Source organism: Shewanella bicestrii (assembly GCF_002216875.1).
Taxonomy (GTDB): Bacteria; Pseudomonadota; Gammaproteobacteria; order Enterobacterales; family Shewanellaceae; genus Shewanella; species Shewanella seohaensis.
This window is the reverse complement of the sequence record NZ_CP022358.1, coordinates 1,088,016-1,109,020: the sequence shown is the minus strand read 5'-3', so window position 1 is coordinate 1,109,020 and position 21,005 is coordinate 1,088,016. Positions and strand designations below refer to the sequence as shown.

General features: G+C 49.1%; 20 protein-coding genes. 14 read left to right on the top strand and 6 right to left on the bottom strand.

The genetic code is table 11. The features are described 5' to 3' along the window. The first annotated feature begins 342 nt into the window (after positions 1-342). From CF168_RS04905 to CF168_RS04880, 6 genes are all read left to right on the top strand, one after another. Positions 343-558 (top strand): hypothetical protein, encoded by a 216-nt coding sequence (locus CF168_RS04905; protein ID WP_089067173.1) that lies wholly within the window; start codon positions 343-345, stop codon positions 556-558. A 50-nt stretch (positions 559-608) separates the two neighbouring features. Beyond that, positions 609-845, top strand: a complete 237-nt coding sequence (locus tag CF168_RS04900; RefSeq protein WP_011718003.1) for a hypothetical protein — start codon at positions 609-611, stop codon at positions 843-845. A 346-nt stretch (positions 846-1,191) separates the two neighbouring features. Continuing rightward, the gene (locus tag CF168_RS04895) at positions 1,192-2,055 is read left to right on the top strand and encodes a MipA/OmpV family protein (protein ID WP_089067172.1); all 864 of its coding nucleotides are present in this window, start codon (positions 1,192-1,194) and stop codon (positions 2,053-2,055) included. 26 nt (positions 2,056-2,081) lie between these two features. After that, positions 2,082-2,474, top strand: a complete 393-nt coding sequence (locus CF168_RS04890) for a DUF3019 domain-containing protein (RefSeq protein ID WP_167373685.1) — start codon at positions 2,082-2,084, stop codon at positions 2,472-2,474. Further along, on the top strand, positions 2,474-3,187 hold the full coding sequence (locus tag CF168_RS04885; protein WP_011073412.1) for a winged helix-turn-helix domain-containing protein: 714 nt from the start codon (positions 2,474-2,476) through the stop codon (positions 3,185-3,187). Before CF168_RS04890 ends, CF168_RS04885 begins: the two co-directional genes overlap by 1 nt. Before the next feature lie 8 nt (positions 3,188-3,195). Then, positions 3,196-4,464: an ATP-binding protein gene (locus CF168_RS04880; RefSeq protein WP_089067170.1), complete on the top strand. Its 1,269-nt coding sequence runs from the start codon at positions 3,196-3,198 to the stop codon at positions 4,462-4,464. A gap of 28 nt (positions 4,465-4,492) precedes the next feature. Here the strand turns inward: CF168_RS04880 and CF168_RS04875 are convergent, their stop codons facing one another. Next, the gene (locus CF168_RS04875; RefSeq protein WP_089067169.1) at positions 4,493-4,801 is read right to left on the bottom strand and encodes a DUF1289 domain-containing protein; all 309 of its coding nucleotides are present in this window, start codon (positions 4,799-4,801) and stop codon (positions 4,493-4,495) included. 158 nt (positions 4,802-4,959) lie between these two features. On the opposite strand from CF168_RS04875, the gene CF168_RS04870 reads away from it, so the two are divergent. Beyond that, positions 4,960-5,496, top strand: coding sequence for a DUF4136 domain-containing protein (locus CF168_RS04870; protein ID WP_089067168.1), 537 nt, complete (start codon positions 4,960-4,962; stop codon positions 5,494-5,496). A gap of 187 nt (positions 5,497-5,683) precedes the next feature. On the opposite strand, the gene cysM is transcribed toward CF168_RS04870, so the two are convergent. Further along, positions 5,684-6,562: a cysteine synthase CysM gene (cysM, locus tag CF168_RS04865; RefSeq protein ID WP_089067167.1), complete on the bottom strand. Its 879-nt coding sequence runs from the start codon at positions 6,560-6,562 to the stop codon at positions 5,684-5,686. Between the two features lie 207 nt (positions 6,563-6,769). Here cysM and cysP point away from each other — a divergent pair, with 207 nt between their 5' ends. The 4 genes from cysP (at position 6,770) to CF168_RS04845 (ending at position 10,812) form a co-directional block, all read left to right on the top strand. Beyond that, entirely contained in the window at positions 6,770-7,777 is a 1,008-nt protein-coding gene (gene cysP, locus CF168_RS04860) for a thiosulfate ABC transporter substrate-binding protein CysP (protein WP_011627001.1), read from the top strand. 183 nt (positions 7,778-7,960) lie between these two features. After that, entirely contained in the window at positions 7,961-8,806 is an 846-nt protein-coding gene (gene cysT, locus CF168_RS04855) for a sulfate/thiosulfate ABC transporter permease CysT (protein WP_088210373.1), read from the top strand. A gap of 9 nt (positions 8,807-8,815) precedes the next feature. Further along, a complete protein-coding gene (gene cysW / locus CF168_RS04850; RefSeq protein ID WP_089067166.1) occupies positions 8,816-9,685 on the top strand; it encodes a sulfate ABC transporter permease subunit CysW in 870 nt (289 codons plus the stop codon). Beyond that, positions 9,682-10,812, top strand: a complete 1,131-nt coding sequence (locus CF168_RS04845) for a sulfate/molybdate ABC transporter ATP-binding protein (protein ID WP_089067165.1) — start codon at positions 9,682-9,684, stop codon at positions 10,810-10,812. The genes cysW and CF168_RS04845 overlap by 4 nt, the downstream gene beginning before the upstream one ends. Positions 10,813-10,935: 123 nt before the next feature. Here CF168_RS04845 and CF168_RS04840 read toward each other — a convergent pair whose 3' ends face one another. From CF168_RS04840 to CF168_RS04825, 4 genes are all read right to left on the bottom strand, one after another. Then, positions 10,936-12,081 (bottom strand): HlyD family secretion protein, encoded by a 1,146-nt coding sequence (locus CF168_RS04840; protein WP_089067164.1) that lies wholly within the window; start codon positions 12,079-12,081, stop codon positions 10,936-10,938. Position 12,082: 1 nt separating this feature from the next. Next, on the bottom strand, positions 12,083-12,499 hold the full coding sequence (locus CF168_RS04835) for a DUF3302 domain-containing protein (RefSeq protein WP_089067163.1): 417 nt from the start codon (positions 12,497-12,499) through the stop codon (positions 12,083-12,085). Between the two features lie 527 nt (positions 12,500-13,026). Further along, entirely contained in the window at positions 13,027-13,482 is a 456-nt protein-coding gene (locus CF168_RS04830; RefSeq protein ID WP_089067162.1) for a hypothetical protein, read from the bottom strand. A gap of 246 nt (positions 13,483-13,728) precedes the next feature. Beyond that, a complete protein-coding gene (locus CF168_RS04825; protein ID WP_089067161.1) occupies positions 13,729-15,216 on the bottom strand; it encodes an AAA family ATPase in 1,488 nt (495 codons plus the stop codon). Positions 15,217-15,714: 498 nt separating this feature from the next. On the opposite strand from CF168_RS04825, the gene purT reads away from it, so the two are divergent. The 3 genes from purT (at position 15,715) to CF168_RS04810 (ending at position 20,882) form a co-directional block, all read left to right on the top strand. Next, positions 15,715-16,890 carry a formate-dependent phosphoribosylglycinamide formyltransferase gene (gene purT / locus CF168_RS04820; RefSeq protein ID WP_011623765.1) on the top strand — a complete coding sequence of 392 codons (1,176 nt, stop codon included), beginning with the start codon at positions 15,715-15,717 and terminating at the stop codon, positions 16,888-16,890. A gap of 214 nt (positions 16,891-17,104) precedes the next feature. Further along, positions 17,105-18,613: a DUF3142 domain-containing protein gene (locus CF168_RS04815; RefSeq protein WP_089067160.1), complete on the top strand. Its 1,509-nt coding sequence runs from the start codon at positions 17,105-17,107 to the stop codon at positions 18,611-18,613. After that, positions 18,603-20,882: a tetratricopeptide repeat protein gene (locus CF168_RS04810; protein WP_089067159.1), complete on the top strand. Its 2,280-nt coding sequence runs from the start codon at positions 18,603-18,605 to the stop codon at positions 20,880-20,882. Before CF168_RS04815 ends, CF168_RS04810 begins: the two co-directional genes overlap by 11 nt. Positions 20,883-21,005 lie beyond the last annotated feature (123 nt).

Genomic DNA, 21,005 nt, shown 5'->3' with positions numbered 1-21,005 from the left:
AATACCGAACAAAAACAATAATTAACTATTAAAAATCATGCAGATAAAAACAGTTAAATCAAATTAAATCTAAAGTTTAAAAATTAATCCAATAAGATTCAAACAACTACAAAACATCGACACAAAGAGTGCGCCACATCTGATTTATCGGTTAATTTTGCTCGGCTTCAAACTTCCCATTTTCCCACCTAAAAATAACGTTAGCCCGCGTAGGTCTAAAGCTTCAAAAACATTAACTTCATCCCATAACGCTATCAAAGATGAGATAAGTCTAGTTTTAGACAAATTCATAACATTTAGACGCGTGTAGCAAGGAAACTTAAGCCGTTTTAGAGAGTCTTAATGGAAGCAGCCAAAGCTTGGCGCAAGAGTGGACGCGATAGAGTGGCATTGTGCGGCGAATTCATCTTTGCAAAACAGGTCTCAAGCGTCGATAAAATTGCCCATAAAACAAGCGACTTTTGCTGGCAAAAATGGCTCACCAAATTAGCGAAAAATTATTTATATCTAAAAAATAATAGCAGTGATAGATTGCTATCTGTTGACGCAGCGGCATGATGGGAAACCAGTTAGGCTGTTGTTAACTATCAATAACTAAAGGAAATAAAATGAAAACCTTATCAGCTGTTATCACACTGTCGGCACTTATGAGTTTCGCAACCTTTGCCGACGAATCGACTCTTCCACCCGCCCCTGCAAATGATATCGCTCAACTGACAGAAGTGTGCCAACAAATGGCCTCTGAAGATCAGGTCGAAAATGCCGAGCTTAAGCAATACGTGCTCGACTGCGTGAATGACCAGCTCACTGAAATGGGTTATCAAACCGTCAAAGAACTTAACTGATCTTTTTTACTTCCTTTAGCCTATAAGCTCTTTCGGGTTTTAGCGCCTTGTCCTTATGCCATTCACATCCTGAATGGCATTTTTATTGACAACAAGCAAATCTACAACAATAACCACGACAAAAGCCAGCAGATAACATACAAAAATACAACCACGTAAAAAGTGTTAAACGACGGCCTCTGAGGCTTTTATTTTGTCTTTCAATTGATTGCGTAATCTACATATCAGCTATTTATATGATATCTGTATCATTTTGCATCCCTTCAGGTGAAAGCACTGTGGATTTAAGCATAAAATGCTAATCTGTTGACCATTACCGACCGACATTACACCCGAACGCAAAATCATGTATCGAAAACTGTTTATCTTACTCGCCGCACTTAGCCTGCCTTCAATAGGAATGGCGAAAGAGCCGTGCGTCACTAAAGATGAATGCATTGAAATGCGTAACTGGGATTTAGGCGTGGCGGTCGGCTGGGGACAAAAGACCAATCCATTGCGGGATTTTGATGATATTCCGGTCTTTTTTATTCCGACCGTAGCTTACTATGGTGAACATTGGTTTTTTGATAATGGCAACTTAGGCTATAGCCTGCTCGAGAAGCCTTATTTCAGCTTAAATTTAGTCACTAGCTACAGCATGGACAGGGCGTATTTTTATCGCTGGGATCCTTCAAATATCTTTTTGAAGCGCAGTTCACAGGAAGAGGCCAAGATGCTCACCACCAATACGGCCCTCAGCACTGAGCCTGATCCCGTATTCAACTCCTTAGAATCGCGAAACTTTACCATGCTGGGCGGTGCAGAAGCCTTTATTTATAGCCCGTTAGGTGTAGTTAGATTAGCCTACACCCATGATATGTTTAACGTACATCAAGGCGCTGAAGCGCAAATAAAATGGACCTATGGTTGGCATTTAACCCGCTGGGTTATGGATATGTCGCTCGTATTTGATTGGAAAAGTACCAATGTCGTCGACTATTACTATGGTGTACGCCCGAGTGAAAACGCTTATTGGAGCCAACATTACCATGCAGACGCTGGTTGGAATAAAGGAATAGAAATGACAGCCCGTTATATCTTAACTGATAACTGGGATCTGCTGTTTGCGTTCCGCTACACACAACTTGCAGACGAAATTGCCGCCAGCCCCTTGCTCGATCAAGACTATAGCAGCACATATTTTATTGGCGCAGCGTATAGGTTCTGACACTAGTGACTCCCCTTCATATCAGGATGCTGTGCTGGTTAGGCCTAAGCTTGAGCTTGATGGGGCCAAGCCATGTACTTGCCGCATCGGATGAAGAGTCAAAGTTAAAACTGACCCCGGAAATTTGTATCACAGGGGATGAAAGCCAAGCCTGTGAGATCCGTGTCGAGTTACAGTGGCAACTCGCCCACGACGAGCTAGTCTGTATCTTGTCCGATAATAACGCCTATCCCAAATGGTGTAGCGAATCTTTAGAGCAACACGAAATCACGTTGAATATTAGTACATTAAACGATATTCAATTTGTCTTAGTGAGTAAGGACACCAATCAAACACTGGCTGGAGCCAAATTAAAAATCACGTCAACCTCGCAGCCTCAGGTGCGCAGACGTTACCGTAACCCTTGGAGTTTATTTTAATGACGAATCCACAATCACCCCACAGAGTGTTATTGGTTGAAGACGATGTCCGTCTTGCGAATTTAATCGTAGATTATTTGAAATCCCACGGCATGCACGTAGAAGTCGAGCGCCGTGGTGACACAGTCCTAACCCGCTTAATCAACTACAAGCCCGATATCATACTGTTAGACATTATGTTGCCAGGTATCGACGGCCTAAGCCTGTGTGAAAAACTGCCCGATTACTTTGCCGGCCCCATCCTACTGATGAGCGCTCTGGGCTCTAGCGAAGATCAAATCAAAGGGCTAGAACTCGGCGCCGACGACTATGTGGTAAAACCCGTCGACCCAGCACTACTGGTTGCCCGTATCAACAACCTATTACGTCGCCAAAACCAACCGCCTCAGGCTGAATCCCACTGCCTGACCTTTGGTAAGCTGAGCATCGATCCCCACACCCATGCTATCCGCCTCGACAATAAAGAAGTCGACCTCACCAGCCATGAGTTTGAACTCCTGTGGTTGCTGGCCTCGCAGGCGGGACAAGTGCTGAGCCGTCAGTACATCTATCAATTACTGCTTAACATTGATTTTGATGGTAAAGACAGAAAGATAGACGTGCGCATTTCAAGACTGCGCAAAAAACTCAACGACAATATTGAAACCCCTTTCAGAATTAAAACCGTCTGGGGACAGGGTTATCTGTTCGCCCCCGAGGCTTGGAACAACTAAGAGCTCCCGTGAAACGTCTCTTTATCAGCTTATATTTACTGCTGAGCCTCAGTTTTCTAGGCATAGGCTGGACACTGGACAGCCTGTGGCAGAAAAATGTGGATGAAAATAATGCGTTAGACGCTCCTCTGGTTGCGTTAGCCCAGTTGCTAACCCAACTACCAGAGGAGAATCGTAACGCCTATCTTGAGGCGCTGCCCAGCCATGCTCAGTTGCCCCTTAACCTGCTCAGCCCAGATCAAATCGCGTTAGCCAAAGACCAACAGCTCACGCCCAATCATGTGGTTACCACCACAACCAGCGAGGGCGAACAATTCCAGTTTATTCAGGTAGGCGAGCAAGTGTTAATGGCGGGTCCCATCGAGATAGACCCAAGAGCCTCGCTGCGTAATCTGTTTACGCTGTTTTTCTATCTCTCGCTGGCATTAGTTGCACTGATTTGGGTCGGTCCGCTGTCTCGGGATTTAAGTATTTTACGTAAGGCCACCAAGGATTTTGGCGAAGCTAAATGGGATACACGCATTAGCCTTTCAAACCGCTCCCAGGTTAAACCCTTAGCGAACACCTTTAATGAAATGGCGCGCCATATCAGTGCGTTAATCGAAAACCAAAAACATTTATCCAATGCGGTTTCCCACGAGATCCGCACACCACTCGCGCGGCTGAAATTCGCCCTCGCCTTAATGCCCATGTACTGCCAGCCCGATTCTGACGAGCAAAAGCGTCAAGACTTTCTCAATGAGATGCAGCTCGACATAAAAGAAATGGAAAACCTGCTGCAGGAACTGTTGACTTACGCCAGTCTGGAGGCTCAACGCGAAGGCACACCGTTGGATGAATACGATCTGCTCAGCTTAGTTAACCAGTGCATTAAACGTTTAAGCAGCCTAAGTGATACTCCCATCCGCTTACAGGCGGAGATGACGAGCCTCCCCTTGGTCGGCGAACCCGCACTGATTGAACGTGCCCTACAAAACCTGCTGACCAACGCCCAGCGTTTTGCTCGCCAGCAAATCCTAATTGAAGTCAGCCAAACCCCGCAAAGGGTGACGTTGAGTGTGAGTAATGATGGAGAGCCTATCCCCGAGGTGGATTTACCTATGGTGTTCGAGCCCTTTTACCGTAGCCAATCGGTGCAAAATGGTAACAAGGGTCATGGCTTAGGGCTGGCGATTATCAAACGGATCATGCAGCGTCATCAGGGCGAAGTGAGCGTTAGCAGCAATCCCACTCAAACGTGTTTTACCTTAAGCTGGCCAAAAAAGCGGGAAATTTAAGCGCTTAGTTGGTGCTCTCAAAGTCGAATTACTCCTCGAGGTCAAAATCACCGAGGTCCAATTCGGCAGCATCTTGCGGCGCAAAATCGAGTTTGGGATTAAGCGCCGCCCTCTCCAGCTCAAGTGCTTGCTGACGGGCTTTGTATAAGGCCAACTGTCGCCGACGTTTACGTTGGTGGCATAAACGGATCACATCGTGCTTTTGCGCGTCGGTTAAGTGCAACCAATTGAATCGCTCATCACGACTACGCAGGCAACCTTTGCAATAGCCGCGGGCATCGGTTTGGCACACACCGATGCAGGGGCTAGGTATTTCGAAAAAGGCTAACTGTTCCATGATGTTGAGCTACTCTGGCAAATTAAGCACTTAAAATGTGTGACCTTAAATACACAAGTAAAACAATACAAAAATTAAACACTTTTCACTAAATTACTTGCAGTCTTGTTGTTAATCAAGGCACATTGAACAGAGTTTGTACAACTTGGAGTGTCATCATGGGATACAAAAATATCGCCAGTCTGTTTGCCGCCTTGGTCTTAGTCAGCGCCTGCAGCAGTAAGCCGAAAAACGATTACGATCTCAATTACGACTTTAAGGCATTAAAGAGCTTCAGCCAGCTCGCCCCCCAACCTAGCGACGACCCACTCAGCGCCCAGCGCATTCAAACCGAAATCACCCAACAATTAAGCCAAAAAGGCTTTACCGAAAATGCCTCTTCCCCCGATTTTAAAGTCGCCTATGGGTTATTAACCCAAGATAAGCCTAAAGACTCGGGTCTATCCATAGGTTTAGGCACGGGCAGTTTTGGCCGTTCTGGCGGCATTGGCGTAGGCACAAGCGTCGGCGTACCACTTGGCAGTGACACGGCAAAAATTCAAACCATTCAAATTGATATTATCGATACTAAAACCAATAAGCTGATTTGGCGCGGCACAGATAGTTTCGATTTTGACGGAGGCGGCGATAAAAAAGCCCAAGACACAGCCAAGGCTGTTAGCCGGATTTTGGCGCAGTTTCCTCCGCAGCCTTAAGCCTGCTGTATTAAGTGCTATTGATAGGTCTGATGGCGGTTAACTCTTGATGATTTAAACCATAATGACTTTAACCACAATGGCTTAAACCACCGTGGCTTATGCAATAGTCAATAAAAATGGGCGATTAACGCCCATTTTTATTGCCAAAGGAAGGTCAAAACCTAAGCGTGAAGCTTAGTTAGGGTTAAGAAAATAACCCAGATGACAGATAACGGTCGCCCCTATCACACACAATTGCGACTACAACGGAACCCGGATTCTGCCTCGCAATCTCGAGCGCCGCAAATACCGCGCCGCCAGAACTCACACCAGCACAAATGCCTTCTTCACATGCCAAGGTTCTTGCCATGGCTTTCGCATCTTGCTCCTCAATATCCATCACGGCATCGACACGGGCAGCATCGAAAATACCCGGTAGATATTCCTGTGGCCAGCGGCGGATCCCCGGAATCGAACTGCCATCGGCGGGTTGTAGCCCGACAATGGTGACATCGGGATTACGGCTCTTTAGGTATTTCGACACCCCCATAATAGTGCCTGTGGTACCCATACTAGAGACAAAATGAGTGATCTTACCTTGGCTCTGCTGCCAAATTTCGGGGCCAGTGGTCTGGAAATGGGCATTGGCGTTATCTTGATTATTGAACTGATCCAGCACCTTACCTTTGCCTTGTGCCTGAAGCTCTAAGGCTAAATCCCGCGCGGCTTCCATATTGTCCACCAGCAGCAGCTCGGCGCCATAGGCCTGCATGGCATCCTTACGCTCTTGGGTGGAGTTCGACGGCATAATCAGGATCATCTTATAGCCTTTAATCGCCGCCGCCATGGCTAAGGCGATGCCCGTATTGCCACTGGTAGCTTCAATCAGGGTATCCCCTGGGGCAATCTCTTGGCGAAGCTCCGCCTGAATAATCATATTCAGCGCCGCGCGATCTTTTACCGACCCCGCGGGGTTATTCCCCTCCAGCTTTAACAATACCGTTGAGCTACCACAATCAAGTCGCTGCAAACGTACCAGCGGAGTTTGCCCAATACAGGCTTCAATAGTCGGAAAGTCAGACACTCGGATGATCCTTTTAATAAAAGCGATTCAGCATAGGGTTATTTTAAGGGGGTTAGCCACAACAAACACGATGAATCTCACCCGAGGCATACAATTATTCGCTCATAGTTATTCAAAAAAGTTCTATTTGTGTGGCTTTTTATAAATAAAATCTTCTATTACTCTATTCCTATACACTGACACAGTTGCCAGATTAAGGAGTACAAAATGCCAGTAAAATTGACTAAGGCCCTGCTGGGAACCCTATTGCTGGGAACCACCCTCAATGTGGCAGCCGCCGATCAGACACTATTAAATTCCTCGTATGATATCGCGCGGGAATTATTCAATGCCTATAACCCTGTTTTTGCTAAACATTGGCAAGAACAAACTGGCAAGACCGTTGAAATCAAGCAATCCCATGCGGGTTCTTCCGCCCAGGCTCGCTCGATTCTTCAGGGCTTACCCGCCGATGTCGTGACCTTTAACCAAGTCACCGATGTGCAAATTCTGCATGACCGCGGCAAGTTGATCCCAGAAAACTGGCAACAACTGCTGCCTAATGCCAGCTCACCTTACTACTCTACCATCGCGTTTTTAGTGCGTAAGGGCAATCCAAAGCAAATCAGTGACTGGAATGATTTAGCCAAAGATGACGTTAAGTTGGTGTTCCCGAACCCAAAAACCTCGGGTAATGCGCGTTACACCTACTTAGCAGCCTTAGGTTATGCCCAGAAAAACTATGGTAAAGATAATCAAGCCTCATTAGATGAGTTTTTGAAGAAGTTCCTTGGTAACGTTGCCGTATTTGATACGGGCGGCCGTGGTGCAACCACGTCGTTTGTTGAACGTGGCATCGGCGATGTGCTGATCACCTTCGAATCTGAAGTGAACAATATTCGTCAGCAATATGGTGCCGATGATTACCAAGTTGTCGTGCCAAAAACCTCGATTCTGGCAGAATTCCCCGTTGCCGTAGTTGAGAAAAATGCTAAGCGTAACGGCACGCAAGAACTCGCAACCGAGTATCTAAACTACCTTTACAGCGAAGAAGCACAACGTTTGTTAGCCGGATTTAACTATCGTGTTCACAACGAGAAAGTTGTTGCCGAATTTACCAAGCAGTTTCCTGCGGTTGAGTTAATGACCGTTGAGCAGATCATAGGTAACTGGGACAACGCGATGAAGACCCAATTTGCCAATGGCGCCAAACTGGATCAGTTATTAAAACGTTGATCATCCGCTTGGGTAGCTAAATCACCAAATCCACAACCCGGGCAATGTCCCGGGTTTTGTGGTTATATCGCGGCAACGGACAAGGTCGCTATCACAAGTTGTCTTTATCGCGATTGAGCAATGATGTGCTAATGGCATAATAATATTGGATTAACTCCATTAACCTTATCGGGTGGTTATTCAGTGATATTTAATAATGGGCGCTTACGCCACAAGCGGGTTTTGCCGGGGTTTAGTATCAGCCTAGGTGTGTCTTTGCTGTTTGTCAGCTTGATTCTCTTACTCCCCACCACAGGCCTGATTATGCAAACCAGCCAGATGAGCTGGGCAGAATATTGGGGCGTGATTGCCGATCCCCGCGTGCTGGCAAGTTATAAAGTCACTATTTTATCTGCACTGGCCGCCTCCCTGTTTAACTGTCTTTTTGGCCTGTTACTCGCCTGGGTGTTGGTGCGTTATGAGTTTCCGGGTAAGCGCATCCTCGATGCCTTAGTCGATTTACCCTTTGCCTTACCCACCGCCGTCGCGGGTATCACCTTAGCAACCCTGTACGCCGAGAATGGCCAGATTGGTAGCCTATTAGCCGAAATCGGTATCAAAGTGGCCTACACGCCATTGGGAATTGTGGTTGCGATGATCTTCACCAGCATTCCCTTCGTGGTGCGAACCGTCCAGCCCGTACTGGAAGAGTTATCCCACGATGAAGAAGAAGCCGGCATGACCTTAGGCGCAACCGATGGTGCCGTGTTTTGGCGGGTGATTTTACCTTCCCTCTGGCCAGCCTTAGTGGTTGGCACTGCGCTGTCTTTTACCCGCAGTCTGGGTGAGTTTGGTGCGGTGATCTTTATCGCAGGCAATATGCCCTACATCAGTGAAATCACCTCCCTGATGATTTTTGTTCGCCTACAGGAATTTGATTTTGCCGGCGCCAGCGCCATTGCCTCCGTTGTACTGCTAACCTCGCTGTTACTGCTGCTGCTAATTAACCTGTGGCAGGCGCGTTATTTACGCCGCATTCACGGCCGATAAGGAGCCACCATGAACTCATTTAAACCGTTAAGAGTCGGTGAAGCGCCCCTCATCAAATGGAGCCTAATCACCCTAGCCGTGTTCTTGGCCATGGTGTTGTTGCTACTGCCCTTAGCCAGTATTTTCCAGCAGGCCTTCGTCGGTGGTTGGGAGCGTTATATCGAGCATCTGAGCCAACCCGACTCACTCCACGCCATCGGGCTGACCCTGATGGTCGCAGCGCTAACCGTGCCGATTAACTTAGTGTTTGGGGTACTGCTCGCCTGGAGCGTAACGCGCTTTGAGTTTCCGGGGCGTAAGTTACTCATCACCTTGATTGATATTCCCTTTGCCGTATCACCCGTGGTCGCAGGCTTGCTCTATCTACTGCTTTACGGCAACAGTGGCTGGCTCGGCGCTTGGCTATTTGAGCACGATTTACAGATCATGTTTGCCTGGCCGGGGATTCTGTTAGTCACCATTTTCGTGACCTGCCCCTTTGTTGCCCGAGAATTAATCCCCTTGATGCAGCAACAGGGCGCATCGGAGGAAGAAGCCGCAGTCATTCTTGGTGCTTCATGGTGGCAACTGTTTCGCCGCGTGACTCTGCCCAATATCAAGTGGGCACTGATTTATGGGGTGATCCTCACCAACGCCAGAGCCGTAGGTGAGTTTGGTGCCGTTGCCGTAGTATCTGGCAATATCCGTGGTGAAACCAACACCTTACCTTTGCATGTGCAATTACTTTACGAAGATTATCAGGCCGAAGCCGCCTTCGCGAGTGCGTCACTGCTTGCCTTAATCGCCCTATGTACCTTACTGCTAAAAGCCTTAGTAGAGTGGCGCCAACAACGCAGCTTATCCGCCAATGACAACCAAGAGCAGAGCCAATCATTATGAGTATTCGTTTAACTAATATTTCCAAAAAATTTGGCCAATTTCAGGCGCTCTCGCCGCTCAATCTGGATATTCAAGAAGGCGAGATGATAGGTCTTCTCGGCCCTTCCGGCTCAGGTAAAACCACCCTATTGCGGATTATTGCCGGCCTTGAAGGCGCAGATAGCGGCCAAATCCATTTCGGTAATCGTGATGTGACTCAAGTGCATGTGCGTGACCGCAGAGTGGGGTTTGTGTTTCAAAACTACGCCCTGTTCCGCCATATGACGGTCGCCGACAACGTCGCCTTTGGACTCGAAGTCATTCCGAAAAATCAGCGCCCGTCTAAGGCCGAAATCCAAAAGCGCGTCAGCCATTTACTCGAAATGGTGCAACTGGGCCATTTAGCCCAGCGCTACCCTGAGCAGCTTTCGGGCGGACAAAAACAGCGTATCGCCTTGGCCCGCGCCTTAGCGACTCAGCCCGAAGTACTGTTACTCGACGAACCCTTTGGCGCCCTCGATGCCAAGGTGCGTAAAGAACTGCGCCGCTGGTTGCGCAGCCTTCACGATGAGCTGAAATTCACTAGCGTGTTTGTGACTCACGATCAAGACGAAGCCTTAGAGCTTTCCGATAGAGTGGTGGTGATGAGCAACGGCCATATTGAGCAGGTCAATACGCCCATTGAGTTGTATGCCCAACCCAACAGCCGCTTTGTGTTTGATTTCTTAGGTAACGTCAATCGGTTTGAAGCGAGCTGGCAACAGAATCGTTGGACTAATGGTGACGCCTTCTTAGTGCCACCAGAACAAGCGCCACTGCAACAAAACGGCGCGCTCTATGTGCGTAGCCATGAGCTGGCACTAGCGGATAAACCCAACAGCCAAGCCCATATTCCCTTTACCATAGTGGCGATAACACCGGTGGGCGCAGAAGTACGCGTCGAGCTGGCGCCTATCGGCTGGCAGAGTGAAGAACTGTGGGAAGCCACCTTTACCCACCACCATCTGCAAGAATTAGGACTGCAAAAAGGCAGTGTGGTCTACGCCACCCCAAGAACGGCTTATTTCTTTGGAGAACAAAGTGATGGCTCGCCTATTCGTCAAAGCTGGCCCTTCCTGCCGCCGGGCAGCTTGGCCTTCGATATTTAATCGCAGCCAGCATTCACTTACTGCATATAACAAAAAAGCGCTGACAGTCTTGTCAGCGCTTTTTTATTCACTCTTGGACAGCTTAAAACCAGATCCAAGCAAAGTCGTTAGCGTAAAACTCCGCTAGTGCCCATCGAAGAACAAGTAGTTTAACCAGCCCTGCATCCGCAGCAGCACTTTACGCATCACGGCGACATGATGGAAATGTTCAGTGTACACAGCCACTTGTCCTGCAACACCCGCCGGGAATTGGCGGCGTATCGCATCGTCTTCAATATCGATTAACACGATAACCCGCCCTGTTTGGAATAGCTGATTGGACGATTGCAGCGTACCATTCATCTGGATCTCGCCTTCGGCCATCGCGGGGAGTACCTTAGCGACTTTGCCCTTGAACACTTGTCCAGGCGCCGCATCTAATACCACTTCCGCCTCATCCCCTTCCTGTAATCGCAGCAAGGAGTTTTGCCAGAATGCGCCAGCAAAATAACGCTGCTCGTCGGGGATAAAACTCATCACTGGCCGTAAAGGTAAAGGCACCGCCATTGCACCTGGGCGCAGCGCCATTTGAGTTACAATACCATCGGCGGGTGCCCGCACGACGGTTTGCTCGAGATTATAGAGCGCGCTTTCAAGATCTCCCTGAAGACCCGCCACCTTAGAATTGACCCCATCCACATTGGACTCATAGGCAAGACGTGCACGTAACTCTTCGGCCTGCGCAGCCGTTAGCTGAGCCTCTGAGGCTAAAAACAGTTGGCGTCTGTTATCTAATTCCAGTGCTGTAAAGGGAGAGTTCGCCCCACCTTTGCGGTGCCCTTGCTCATAACGGTCATAGGCTGATTTATTACGTTCCCTGTCCGCAGCCACTCTGGCCACATTCGCCTTGGCTGATTCCCAAGCTGCCGCAAGTTGTGGCACTTCCTGCTCCGCCGCTAACAGTGCGGCTCGTTTGCGTTTTACCACGGCTTCAAAGGGCGCAGGATCGATACGGAATAACACATCCCCTTGTTTCATCGGCGTATTAGGCTTAGCTTCCACCGAAATGACCAATCCTTTTACCGCAGGCGTAATCGGGATAGTGACATAGTATTCCCGCGCAAAACGCGAATAGGGGTGGTTGTAGTTCATGATAAGTAACAGCGCACCGATGAGGATCACGCCCCCGAGTACTGCGGTCGGCACTGTCCATTTGTTCATCGGGATCTTAAAGACTTTAAAGATCACAATGCAGAGCGAGGCATAAGTCAATATCAGTAGTAAATCCATGTTACACCTCGGCTTTTTGGCTAGTTTCTGTCACGCTAGCTTCTGTTGTTATCGCATCCATTGGCTTGTTTACCGCTGGCGCGGCTGGCGATTCGAGCTGCTCAAGCTTTGCCTGCAAGGCCAATACGGTTTCCCTTAACGCTTTAACATCCTCCTCCAACGCCTGCTCGCGCTTCATTACAGTGCTAAAGCCCCATCCCCTATCCTCTCGGTACAAGGTCGCCCAAATCCACAGAAACGGCCAAAGGGCATGCAAGGTAAACAAACTGACCCAACCCGCGATATGCAATGCATCCTGCTGGGGATGATTGCGCTTTTTCGCAATTTCATAGGGGATGTCGTGAATCGCAATCACGCCATAAAAAATCACCACAATGACAAAAAACAAAATGCCTAAGGCAAAATAGTCCAAAAACATGCTCAGCTCCCACTCCCTTCCCGATCTTAATTTCGGTAAAACCACCCATACCAAAATCGTGCTTTGTCCCGCCGTGTCGTTCAATTGGCGACACAATATAGATCTACACCAGAATGACAAATTCGCAACAAATCCATCTAAGTAGCTTGATCAAAAACACAATTGTTTGTTCCGATGAAACAAATGGCATCGAAGGAAGACTGTCACTAACGACAAGTCGCGTACGCCCAGATGTCTTGACGAAGAAGTGAATTATTTGCCAAATGCAGCAAACAGCGGGAAAGGAACGCTTTAACGTCTAGGCCTTTAAATCTTGTATCGAGAAGGCGCTAGCGTGAGTGAGCAAAGCGTTACTTAAGCACTAGATTTGCGGGAAGGTCATGCCAGCTTAGGTTTTTATGGGGTAACACCCGATGTTGAGGCGTTTAAACCAAGGTTGGATACGATATGACAGTTCACCCTGAGTATCAGCCCAAGAATACAACCGCCCAAACGTTTAATTTAAAAGGTTTTTTATTTCAAAAGAGTTAGCATCGTTCTTGCCATAGACTGTCGACTAAATTGAACTCATAGTGGCTGTCGTGGGGGGCGATATTGGCCTTTAGCTTAAAGTTTTGGCCGCCTGCGGCAATCCAACACTGAGAGAACCATTCGATAAGCGCGCTTGTCGCGATATGCCAAGGGTCAAGGTCCTCATCCTTTTCGATATATTCCTCTTCAAACTCATCGGGATAGACATGGTCTATGTCGAGCAAATTTGGATTGACTGGGGACGGATATGCGGCCTTGCCATCGATATCAATAAAAAATACTCGCACCGGAAATTGGGATGAAAAGCTATCGGCAAAGACTTCAAACGCCAGCGTGGCAACCTCTTGGGGATAATCATGCTCAATCAGTTGCTTAAGAATGGGCTGTAACTCATCGGTGAGATTGTCTAAGTAACCACCGACTTTTTCTGTAAACTCTTGCTCGAAACTCATCTCTTCCCTGCTTATCATGCTGTACGGCTCAAACGGCGAATATTACTCATGCTAAAAACTTGCCATTAAAACTGAAAAATAATCAATATCGACCAGCAAGTTAACACCAACTGTGATGATATCCAACTTTCCCCAACCCAAAGCCAACACTAAAATCTAAAGCCGCTTTATGGTGGAAAAGGCTCAGCCGCCCCATACGCCGTCCATATGCCACCAGAATGCGATCAGTGATAGCGAAATAAGTTGCTACTCATGGGCATTGACTGTGCGCCCCGCGGCCCATTGTCTTAGGGCATTAATCTTATCGCCCATCACTATGGATAAAGGCTTAGTTTTGGTCAGCTCTTCCAGCAACATGTCTTGGTCGAGCGTTCGCGCTAAACTGCGGGCGCTGTACATGGCGGCGATAACGGCTTGCTCGATTTCAGCTCCAGAAAACCCTTGGCTGTGGCGCGATAACTGCGCAAGGTCGAGCCGAGTCACATCAATACCACGGCGCTGGCAATGGATCAGGAAAATCGCCTGACGTATGGCCTCGTCGGGTAAATCGACAAAGAAGATTTCATCCATTCGCCCCTTACGCATCAGCTCAGGCGGCAGGGCTTGAATATCGTTAGCGGTGGCGACCACAAAGACCTCAGACTTACGCTCTGCCATCCAAGTTAACAGTGTGCCAAGAATGCGGGTCGAAGTGCCCTCATCACTGCTACTGCCGCTTAAGCCTTTCTCTATTTCATCAATCCAAAGGATACAGGGCGACATCATATCGGCCAGCTCGAGAGCATTACGCAGATTCTTTTCGGTTTCGCCTATGTATTTGTTATATAAGGCGCCCATATCGAGTCTGAGCAAAGGCCGTTGCCACACACCCGCTACTGCCTTGGCCGCAAGGCTCTTACCGCTGCCCTGCACCCCGAGTAATAACACGCCCTTGGGCGCATCGGGTTGTACAGTAGCCTTGGCATCAGTGGTTACCTGCGTCACTGGCGCGCGCTGCTTTAACCATTTTTTGAGATTATGTAATCCAGCAATCTGCGAAAAATCACTGGTGTCGTATTCAAATTGCAGCACACCGTTGAGATCGAGTAATTGGAATTTGGCTTTATTGATAAGGTCCACATCCGAATGGGTAATGGCGCCATCATCCACAATCGCTTTATGGATCAATCGTCTGGCATCATCTAAGGTTACACCGCGCAGGTTTTCCGCCAGTTTGACCACGGCTTTATCATCCACAGTAAGCGGCATGCCTTGGCCGCGTACTTTATCCACTTCAAGGTAAATCAAGTTCTCAAGCTGGGAGGTACTCGGCAGGGTAAGCTGAAAATAGGCGCAATAACGCTTAATTTCGGGCGGGATCTCAAAGGCATGGCTCACTAGCACCAACGTATGTTGCAGCGCATCGTATTCGAGGGCGATTTCTTTAAGCAAACGGACATTCTTTGGCGCATCAACCACAAAGGGATGAAAATCACAGAGCACATAGATGCCCTGCTGGGTCGTCGATTTAATCTGCCCAAGGATATCGCTTGGTTCAGTATTAAATTTCTGCGCCGCCATGGGTTTATCGACCCGCGTCAGCCCTTGGGTAATACTCCAAGTAAATAAGGGCTGATAGAGCACATTCGCCACCCGCTTAAGCATGTCTACAACACGGTATTCCTCATAGGTTTCAATCACTACGATAGGTGTTTTAGAGCGTAGTACGGCGGTCAAATCACGAATGTCTTGCATCTTAGGTTTCCATAATCAGTTATGAAACGAAAAGTTAACATAAAACACCGCCACAAACAGGATTTTTACTATGCCCAAGCACTAGGGCGTGTTGACGTTTCAGGGTTATTTTTGCAGCAATGTGGCAGGCTTTTATGCAAGGTAAAGTCCGTGCAGTGTAGTTATTCTACATAAACGGACGATAACGCGGCAGAAAAGCCAGCCAAATGCTGCCCGAAGGGTTCGTCTGGCAAGCCCTTGCTCTTACTTTCTGTCATAAGAGCCGCTCGTTATTTGAGTAGAGTAACTACACATCATTCCTCGTTTCGCGAGCACGTGCTTGCCAGAACGAACAAAATCTAATCTCGAAACGTCAACACGCCCTAATCCCCCTTAAATAGCTTGATCGAAAACACAGTTGTTAATTTCAGTCTCATGCTTTAGCGCCAATCGGGGTAGACTATGGCCCAAGAACGTCCAAAGGCGTCAATTATCCCAATATAAAAAGGTACCCACACCATGATAGGAACTCCCTACACAGAGGGCGCTCGACGCGCCATGTTGCTTGGCTGCGGTGAGCTAGGTAAAGAAGTCGCCATCGAGCTACAACGCTTAGGTGTTGAAGTGATTGGCGTCGATCGTTATCCCAATGCCCCTGCCATGCAAATTGCCCATCGCTCCCATGTGATCAATATGCTCGATGCTAAAGCGCTTCGCGCCATTATCGAGCTAGAAAAGCCCCACTTAGTGATCCCCGAAATTGAAGCTATCGCCACTCAAACCTTAGTTGAGATGGAAGCCGAAGGCCTCAATGTGGTGCCGACAGCGCGCGCGACTCAGCTGACCATGGACAGGGAAGGCATTCGTCGCCTCGCCGCCGAAACCTTAGGTCTACCGACCTCGCCCTATTTCTTCTGCGACACTGAAACCGAGTTTAATCAAGCCATTGGCAAGATTGGCGTGCCCTGTGTGGTCAAACCCGTGATGAGTTCATCGGGCAAGGGCCAAAGTGTTATCCGTGATGTATCCCAAAGCGCCAAAGCCTGGCAATACGCCCAAGAAGGCGGCCGCGCGGGCGGTGGTCGTGTGATTGTCGAAGGCTTTATCCCCTTCGATTACGAAATTACCCTGCTGACCATTAGCGCAGTGAATGGCATCCACTTCTGCGCGCCAATTGGCCATAGACAAGAAGACGGCGACTACCGCGAGTCATGGCAACCTCAAGCCATGTCGGCCGACGTGCTAGCAAAATCCCAAGCAATCGCCAGCAAAGTGGTGGAAGCCCTCGGCGGTTACGGCTTATTTGGGGTCGAGCTGTTTGTGAAGGGGAGCGATGTGTACTTTTCTGAAGTCTCGCCTCGTCCGCACGATACCGGTTTAGTCACCTTAATTAGCCAAGATTTATCCGAGTTTGCACTGCATGTCAGGGCGATTCTTGGTCTACCTATTCCGAATATCCACCAACATGGCCCCAGCGCCTCGGCGGTTGTATTGGTGGAAGGCAAATCGAAAAACATTCGCTATCAAGGTCTTGCCGATGCCTTGGCGGCGGAAAATACTCAGCTCAGATTATTCGCTAAGCCTGAAATCGATGGTCGCCGCCGTTTAGGGGTTGCCCTCGCCCGCGATAAAGATATCGAAAGCGCAGTCAATAAAGCGCTGGATAGTGCATCTAAGGTAAAAGTGATTTTCTAGGCTTGAATGCTTAACGACTTGTCGCCCACAATCACCGCGCCCAGCCCTGTTGCTGGGCGCGTTTTTAAGGCATTTAAACCGAGTTAACCGCCATCTCTTATTCAGTCAAATTGATTTCGCGTCTAATGCAAAAGCCTGATGCAATCCAAGGTGGTTTTGAGGCATAGTAGTCCTCTATTTGGCATGCCCCACGCTAGGCTTTTACACTTATCCCATGGATTTACGCAGTCGTTATTCCACTCTCTTTCACTCTAAGCGCTTTCAGTCTAGTCGCTTTCACTCTAGGCGCTTTCAGTCTAAGCACTTTGAGCCCAAGCGCTCAAAATCCTTGAAAGCGATACATCGCCCCCTTTCCCTTTTGCTCAGGTTATCCCAGCTACTGACGTTATCCTTTGGCTTAGTTTTCCTTAGTGCCTGTCAGCCTGCGAATCAAGATACATCGAGTATCAAAACAGCCACCACCGCCCCGCGTGAATTAACCCAAGAGGTGTATGTGTGGCAGCGGCAATGGCGCGATGCCAATCAAAGCGCCTTGGTCGAAAGTCAAAGCGCGTTTAATGGCGTGCGCATTCTGGCATTGCAAGCCCACCCTAAACCCAATGGCGCGGATATCTGGTTTGAAGTGCAGGTCAACCATGCCTGGTTACAGGCCGATCCTCGCCCTAAAGTGGCGGTGATAAGATTAGATGGTCAAATGACACGCCTAAATAATCGCGAAGTCATCCAAAAAATCCTCGCACTCGTTCAAGACTGGCAAACAAAGGGCACCAATCTTGCGGGAATTGAAATCGATCACGATAGCGCCAGCAGTAAACTCGCGGCCTATAACGCTTTTTTGCGCGAGTTAAAAAGCCAACTACCCCACACGCTAAAACTCAGCATTACCTCATTGCCCGCTTGGTTGAGCAGCCCAGAGTTTCCGCCGTTGTTTGACAATATCGATGAGCTGGTACTGCAAATTCACAGTGTCAGCGATCCGCGTTTAGGGCTGTTCGACGCCACCCAAGGTTGGCATTGGGTCGAGCAGCTGTCACGCTTAGCCAAGGTGCCCTATCTCATCGCCCTGCCGTCCTACGGCTCGGCGGTGTATAGCACGACATCGGGTTATCGGGTGGAGAGTGAAGTACCGATGCGAATGCCATTGGCAGATACCGCATCTTCGCAGCATGTTGCTCGCCAAGAGCTGATGGCCGATCCACAGGTGTTGCAGTCCTTCGTTAAAAAACTGCACACCTTTGCTGACCCAAGGCTTAAGGGGATGATTTGGTTTCGATTACCCCTAGAAGGGGATAAACGGGTTTGGCCACTCTCGACCCTGATTGCAGTCGCCCAGCAGCAACCACTCGCCCCGCACATTGAGCTAGAAATCTTAAACCAAGCCAATACCGATTCGGCCCAACATGAGGCGCCGGGAAGCCGTTTATTTCAATTGGTGTTAGTCAATAAGGGCAATCTTGCGGGCAAGTTACCGAACCAGTTGTCCCTAGCGGCGCAGGCGTGCAGCGGGTATGATGCGCAAAACGGTTATCAAGCTAAATTAACCCAAGGAACATTAGTGTGGCAGTTACCGCAAGCCACCTCAACGGAGCGCGCAGCCGCACCGGCCTCCTCGCAGTTTGCGCCGAATTTAATCTCAGCGGTCGAGCTAAGCCCAAACGGACGCAGAGTCATAGGCTGGGCACGTTGTGAGTCATTACATTTACAGGGAATTTATGCGCCATAAGCCACATTCATTGCCAGCGAATCCTCTCCCTCGCTGGAAAACCAAATTCAAACAAACCAGCCTGATTGGCTTAAGTCTCTTCTCCCCTGCGCTATTAGCCTGCGGCCCAGACTTTCCGCTGCAATTAACCCAAGACAGGCAATACAACTTAAGCTATTTACCGCAAACCAGCTTTAGCCAGCAAATAAATGGGCTTGCTAAGCCGTTAGCTTGGCAATTTCAAGATGAGCCAGCGGCGCAGGAATATCTCTGGAATGAGGTGCATAGTCGCTATCTATCCCAGACTCGCGCCTATGAAAACAGCGAGTTATCCGAGGCGCAGCTCGCGCTGGTCAATAGTCTGCGTGATGCGCAAAGCTTTGCAGAGGCCGAACAGCTGGCCGCGCAGTTAAAAGAGAGCTTAGCGCCTGCCTTAACCTGGTACAGCCTTGGCGCCATGGCGTTTGATGCCAAAGAGTACGATAAAGCCAGCGATTACTTTAAAAAAGTCATCGCCCTCCCCGAGACTGAACGCGCGGGTCGCAGCCTATGGGCGCTGTATAGCTTGTCTCGTATCGAGCTGATTAAGAGCAAAACCGCGAGCGATAATAGTCACTTTGTCCAAGCTAATGCTTACTTGCAGCAGCTACAAACTGAGGTGACCCAAGGCGCCGCCGATCCGCTACGCTTGAGCTTAGCCGGCCTTGGCGAACAGGCTTATATTCTGCTGCATCAAGGCCAAGCTCAAATCCAAGTGGCTCGTGGGGAATATGAGCCGCCAAAAATTGATGTGGCCTTAAATCCCGCGACGCTGGATAAGATTATCGAGCTTTATGCCACTCAATCGGCCGAGGGCGACAGCAGCGGTTATGATTCGCTGTTGATGTTAAGCCGCACCTTAATGGCAAAAGATATCACTGAAATTAAGCCCTTATTGCAGCAACAAAGTGTGCAGCAGTTGCTTATCGCCTACTGGCAGAGCAGCGCCAATGACTTAGCCTTTGATGGACAGCTTACAGAAATGGGTCAACAGGTCGCTAAAACGCTGACCGTCTTCCCAACCGACGGCCTGATGCTGAGCCAAGGCGATAAGTTAGCCGCGATTTACTATCAATTGGGCGACTATGCCAGTGCCGAACGCCTCATTGCCCTCGCAAAACCCAGCGGCCTGACTTGGTGGCTCACGGCAAAATTAATGATGCAAAAGGGCGATCAAGCCCAAGCCGCCAAAGCCTATGCCGAAGCGGTGCGCCATTTTCCAACGGATATGAACGCTACTGCCGCAACAGGCAGCCAACAGGATGCCCAGCAGCAGGCCATTGAAGCCGATGCCGAGCAAGCCACCTATTGCCGTATTCGCGCCGAGCAGGGCGTGCTATCCCTTGAACGGGGCGAATATGTCGATGCCCTAAGCCAACTGTTCGCCAGTGGTGATGAGTATTGGCAGGATATTGCCTATGTGGCCGAGCGCGTGCTCACCACCGCCGAGCTTAAGCTGTTTATCGACGAGCATGTGCCGGTAATGAACTTCGAGTATCCCAAAGACAGCGATTGGTACGACAGTGTCGAGCCACTCAACAATCGCCTACGTTACTTACTGGGTCGTCGCTTACTGCGTGAAGGCGCAATTGCCGAGGCTCCAGCTTATTTCAGTAATCCCACACTTAATGCCAACGTGCAGGAGTATGGCAAGGCACTGACCACAGCCAAGAATAGCAAGGGCATTGAGAGCGCCCGCGCCTATTGGTCTGCCGCCGAACTCGCGCGTCATCAAGGCATGGAAATCTTAGGCTTTGAATTAGCACCGGATTATTCGATTTATGCTGGGATGTTCGACTTAAGGGATTGGTATGCAGCGGATAAGCTCAGCGATAAAGAGCAGCAACGCATCAGCGCCAGCCAAGCGATTCCCGACAAACGTTTCCACTATCGCTACCAAGCCGCCGAACTAGCAAGCAAGGCCGCCGACTTAGTCCCCCACAACAGCCAAGCCTATGCGGCGCTATTGTGCCAAGCCACAGGTTGGGTGTTATATCGCGATGATGAACTCGCCCAACGCTACTATAAAAAATACGTCGCCAACGGCCCCTTCGTGCCTTGGGCGGAGAATTTTGGTACTCAGTGTGAAACTCCAGACTTTGACCGCGCCGTCGAACGGCAAAAAGCCAACCAAATCGCCGAGTGGAATGCGATTTACCACAAACTGAAAAAGCCCGTGGCCGTTAGCTTTGCCATCATCGCCGCCCTACTCGGCGCTTACGCGTGGCGCAGAAGAAAGCGTAAACAGTAAAAACACAAAGCGCCTTTCTTATATCACCAAAGAAAGGCGCTAAAGCAGAGCGAACCATTCCAGCCTCTACACTTATGCTGTTAAGTGCAGAAGTTATAAAGCATGATTCTGAATATTAAAGAC

Bases quoted from the DNA above. Each gene is read 5' to 3' on its own strand.
- CF168_RS04895 (WP_089067172.1), top strand. From the start codon at position 1,192: ATGTATCGAAAACTGTTTATCTTACTCGCCGCACTTAGCCTGCCTTCA.
- CF168_RS04885 (WP_011073412.1), top strand. From the start codon at position 2,474: ATGACGAATCCACAATCACCCCACAGAGTGTTATTGGTTGAAGACGAT.
- CF168_RS04875 (WP_089067169.1), bottom strand. From the start codon at position 4,801: ATGGAACAGTTAGCCTTTTTCGAAATACCTAGCCCCTGCATCGGTGTG.
- CF168_RS04835 (WP_089067163.1), bottom strand. From the start codon at position 12,499: ATGTTTTTGGACTATTTTGCCTTAGGCATTTTGTTTTTTGTCATTGTG.
- CF168_RS04890 (WP_167373685.1), top strand. From the start codon at position 2,082: ATGCTGTGCTGGTTAGGCCTAAGCTTGAGCTTGATGGGGCCAAGCCAT.
- cysW (WP_089067166.1), top strand. From the start codon at position 8,816: ATGAACTCATTTAAACCGTTAAGAGTCGGTGAAGCGCCCCTCATCAAA.
- CF168_RS04840 (WP_089067164.1), bottom strand. From the start codon at position 12,081: ATGGATTTACTACTGATATTGACTTATGCCTCGCTCTGCATTGTGATC.
- CF168_RS04815 (WP_089067160.1), top strand. From the start codon at position 17,105: ATGGATTTACGCAGTCGTTATTCCACTCTCTTTCACTCTAAGCGCTTT.
- CF168_RS04900 (WP_011718003.1), top strand. From the start codon at position 609: ATGAAAACCTTATCAGCTGTTATCACACTGTCGGCACTTATGAGTTTC.
- cysP (WP_011627001.1), top strand. From the start codon at position 6,770: ATGCCAGTAAAATTGACTAAGGCCCTGCTGGGAACCCTATTGCTGGGA.
- CF168_RS04845 (WP_089067165.1), top strand. From the start codon at position 9,682: ATGAGTATTCGTTTAACTAATATTTCCAAAAAATTTGGCCAATTTCAG.
- CF168_RS04810 (WP_089067159.1), top strand. From the start codon at position 18,603: ATGCGCCATAAGCCACATTCATTGCCAGCGAATCCTCTCCCTCGCTGG.
- purT (WP_011623765.1), top strand. From the start codon at position 15,715: ATGATAGGAACTCCCTACACAGAGGGCGCTCGACGCGCCATGTTGCTT.
- CF168_RS04830 (WP_089067162.1), bottom strand. From the start codon at position 13,482: ATGAGTTTCGAGCAAGAGTTTACAGAAAAAGTCGGTGGTTACTTAGAC.
- CF168_RS04870 (WP_089067168.1), top strand. From the start codon at position 4,960: ATGGGATACAAAAATATCGCCAGTCTGTTTGCCGCCTTGGTCTTAGTC.
- CF168_RS04905 (WP_089067173.1), top strand. From the start codon at position 343: ATGGAAGCAGCCAAAGCTTGGCGCAAGAGTGGACGCGATAGAGTGGCA.
- CF168_RS04825 (WP_089067161.1), bottom strand. From the start codon at position 15,216: ATGCAAGACATTCGTGATTTGACCGCCGTACTACGCTCTAAAACACCT.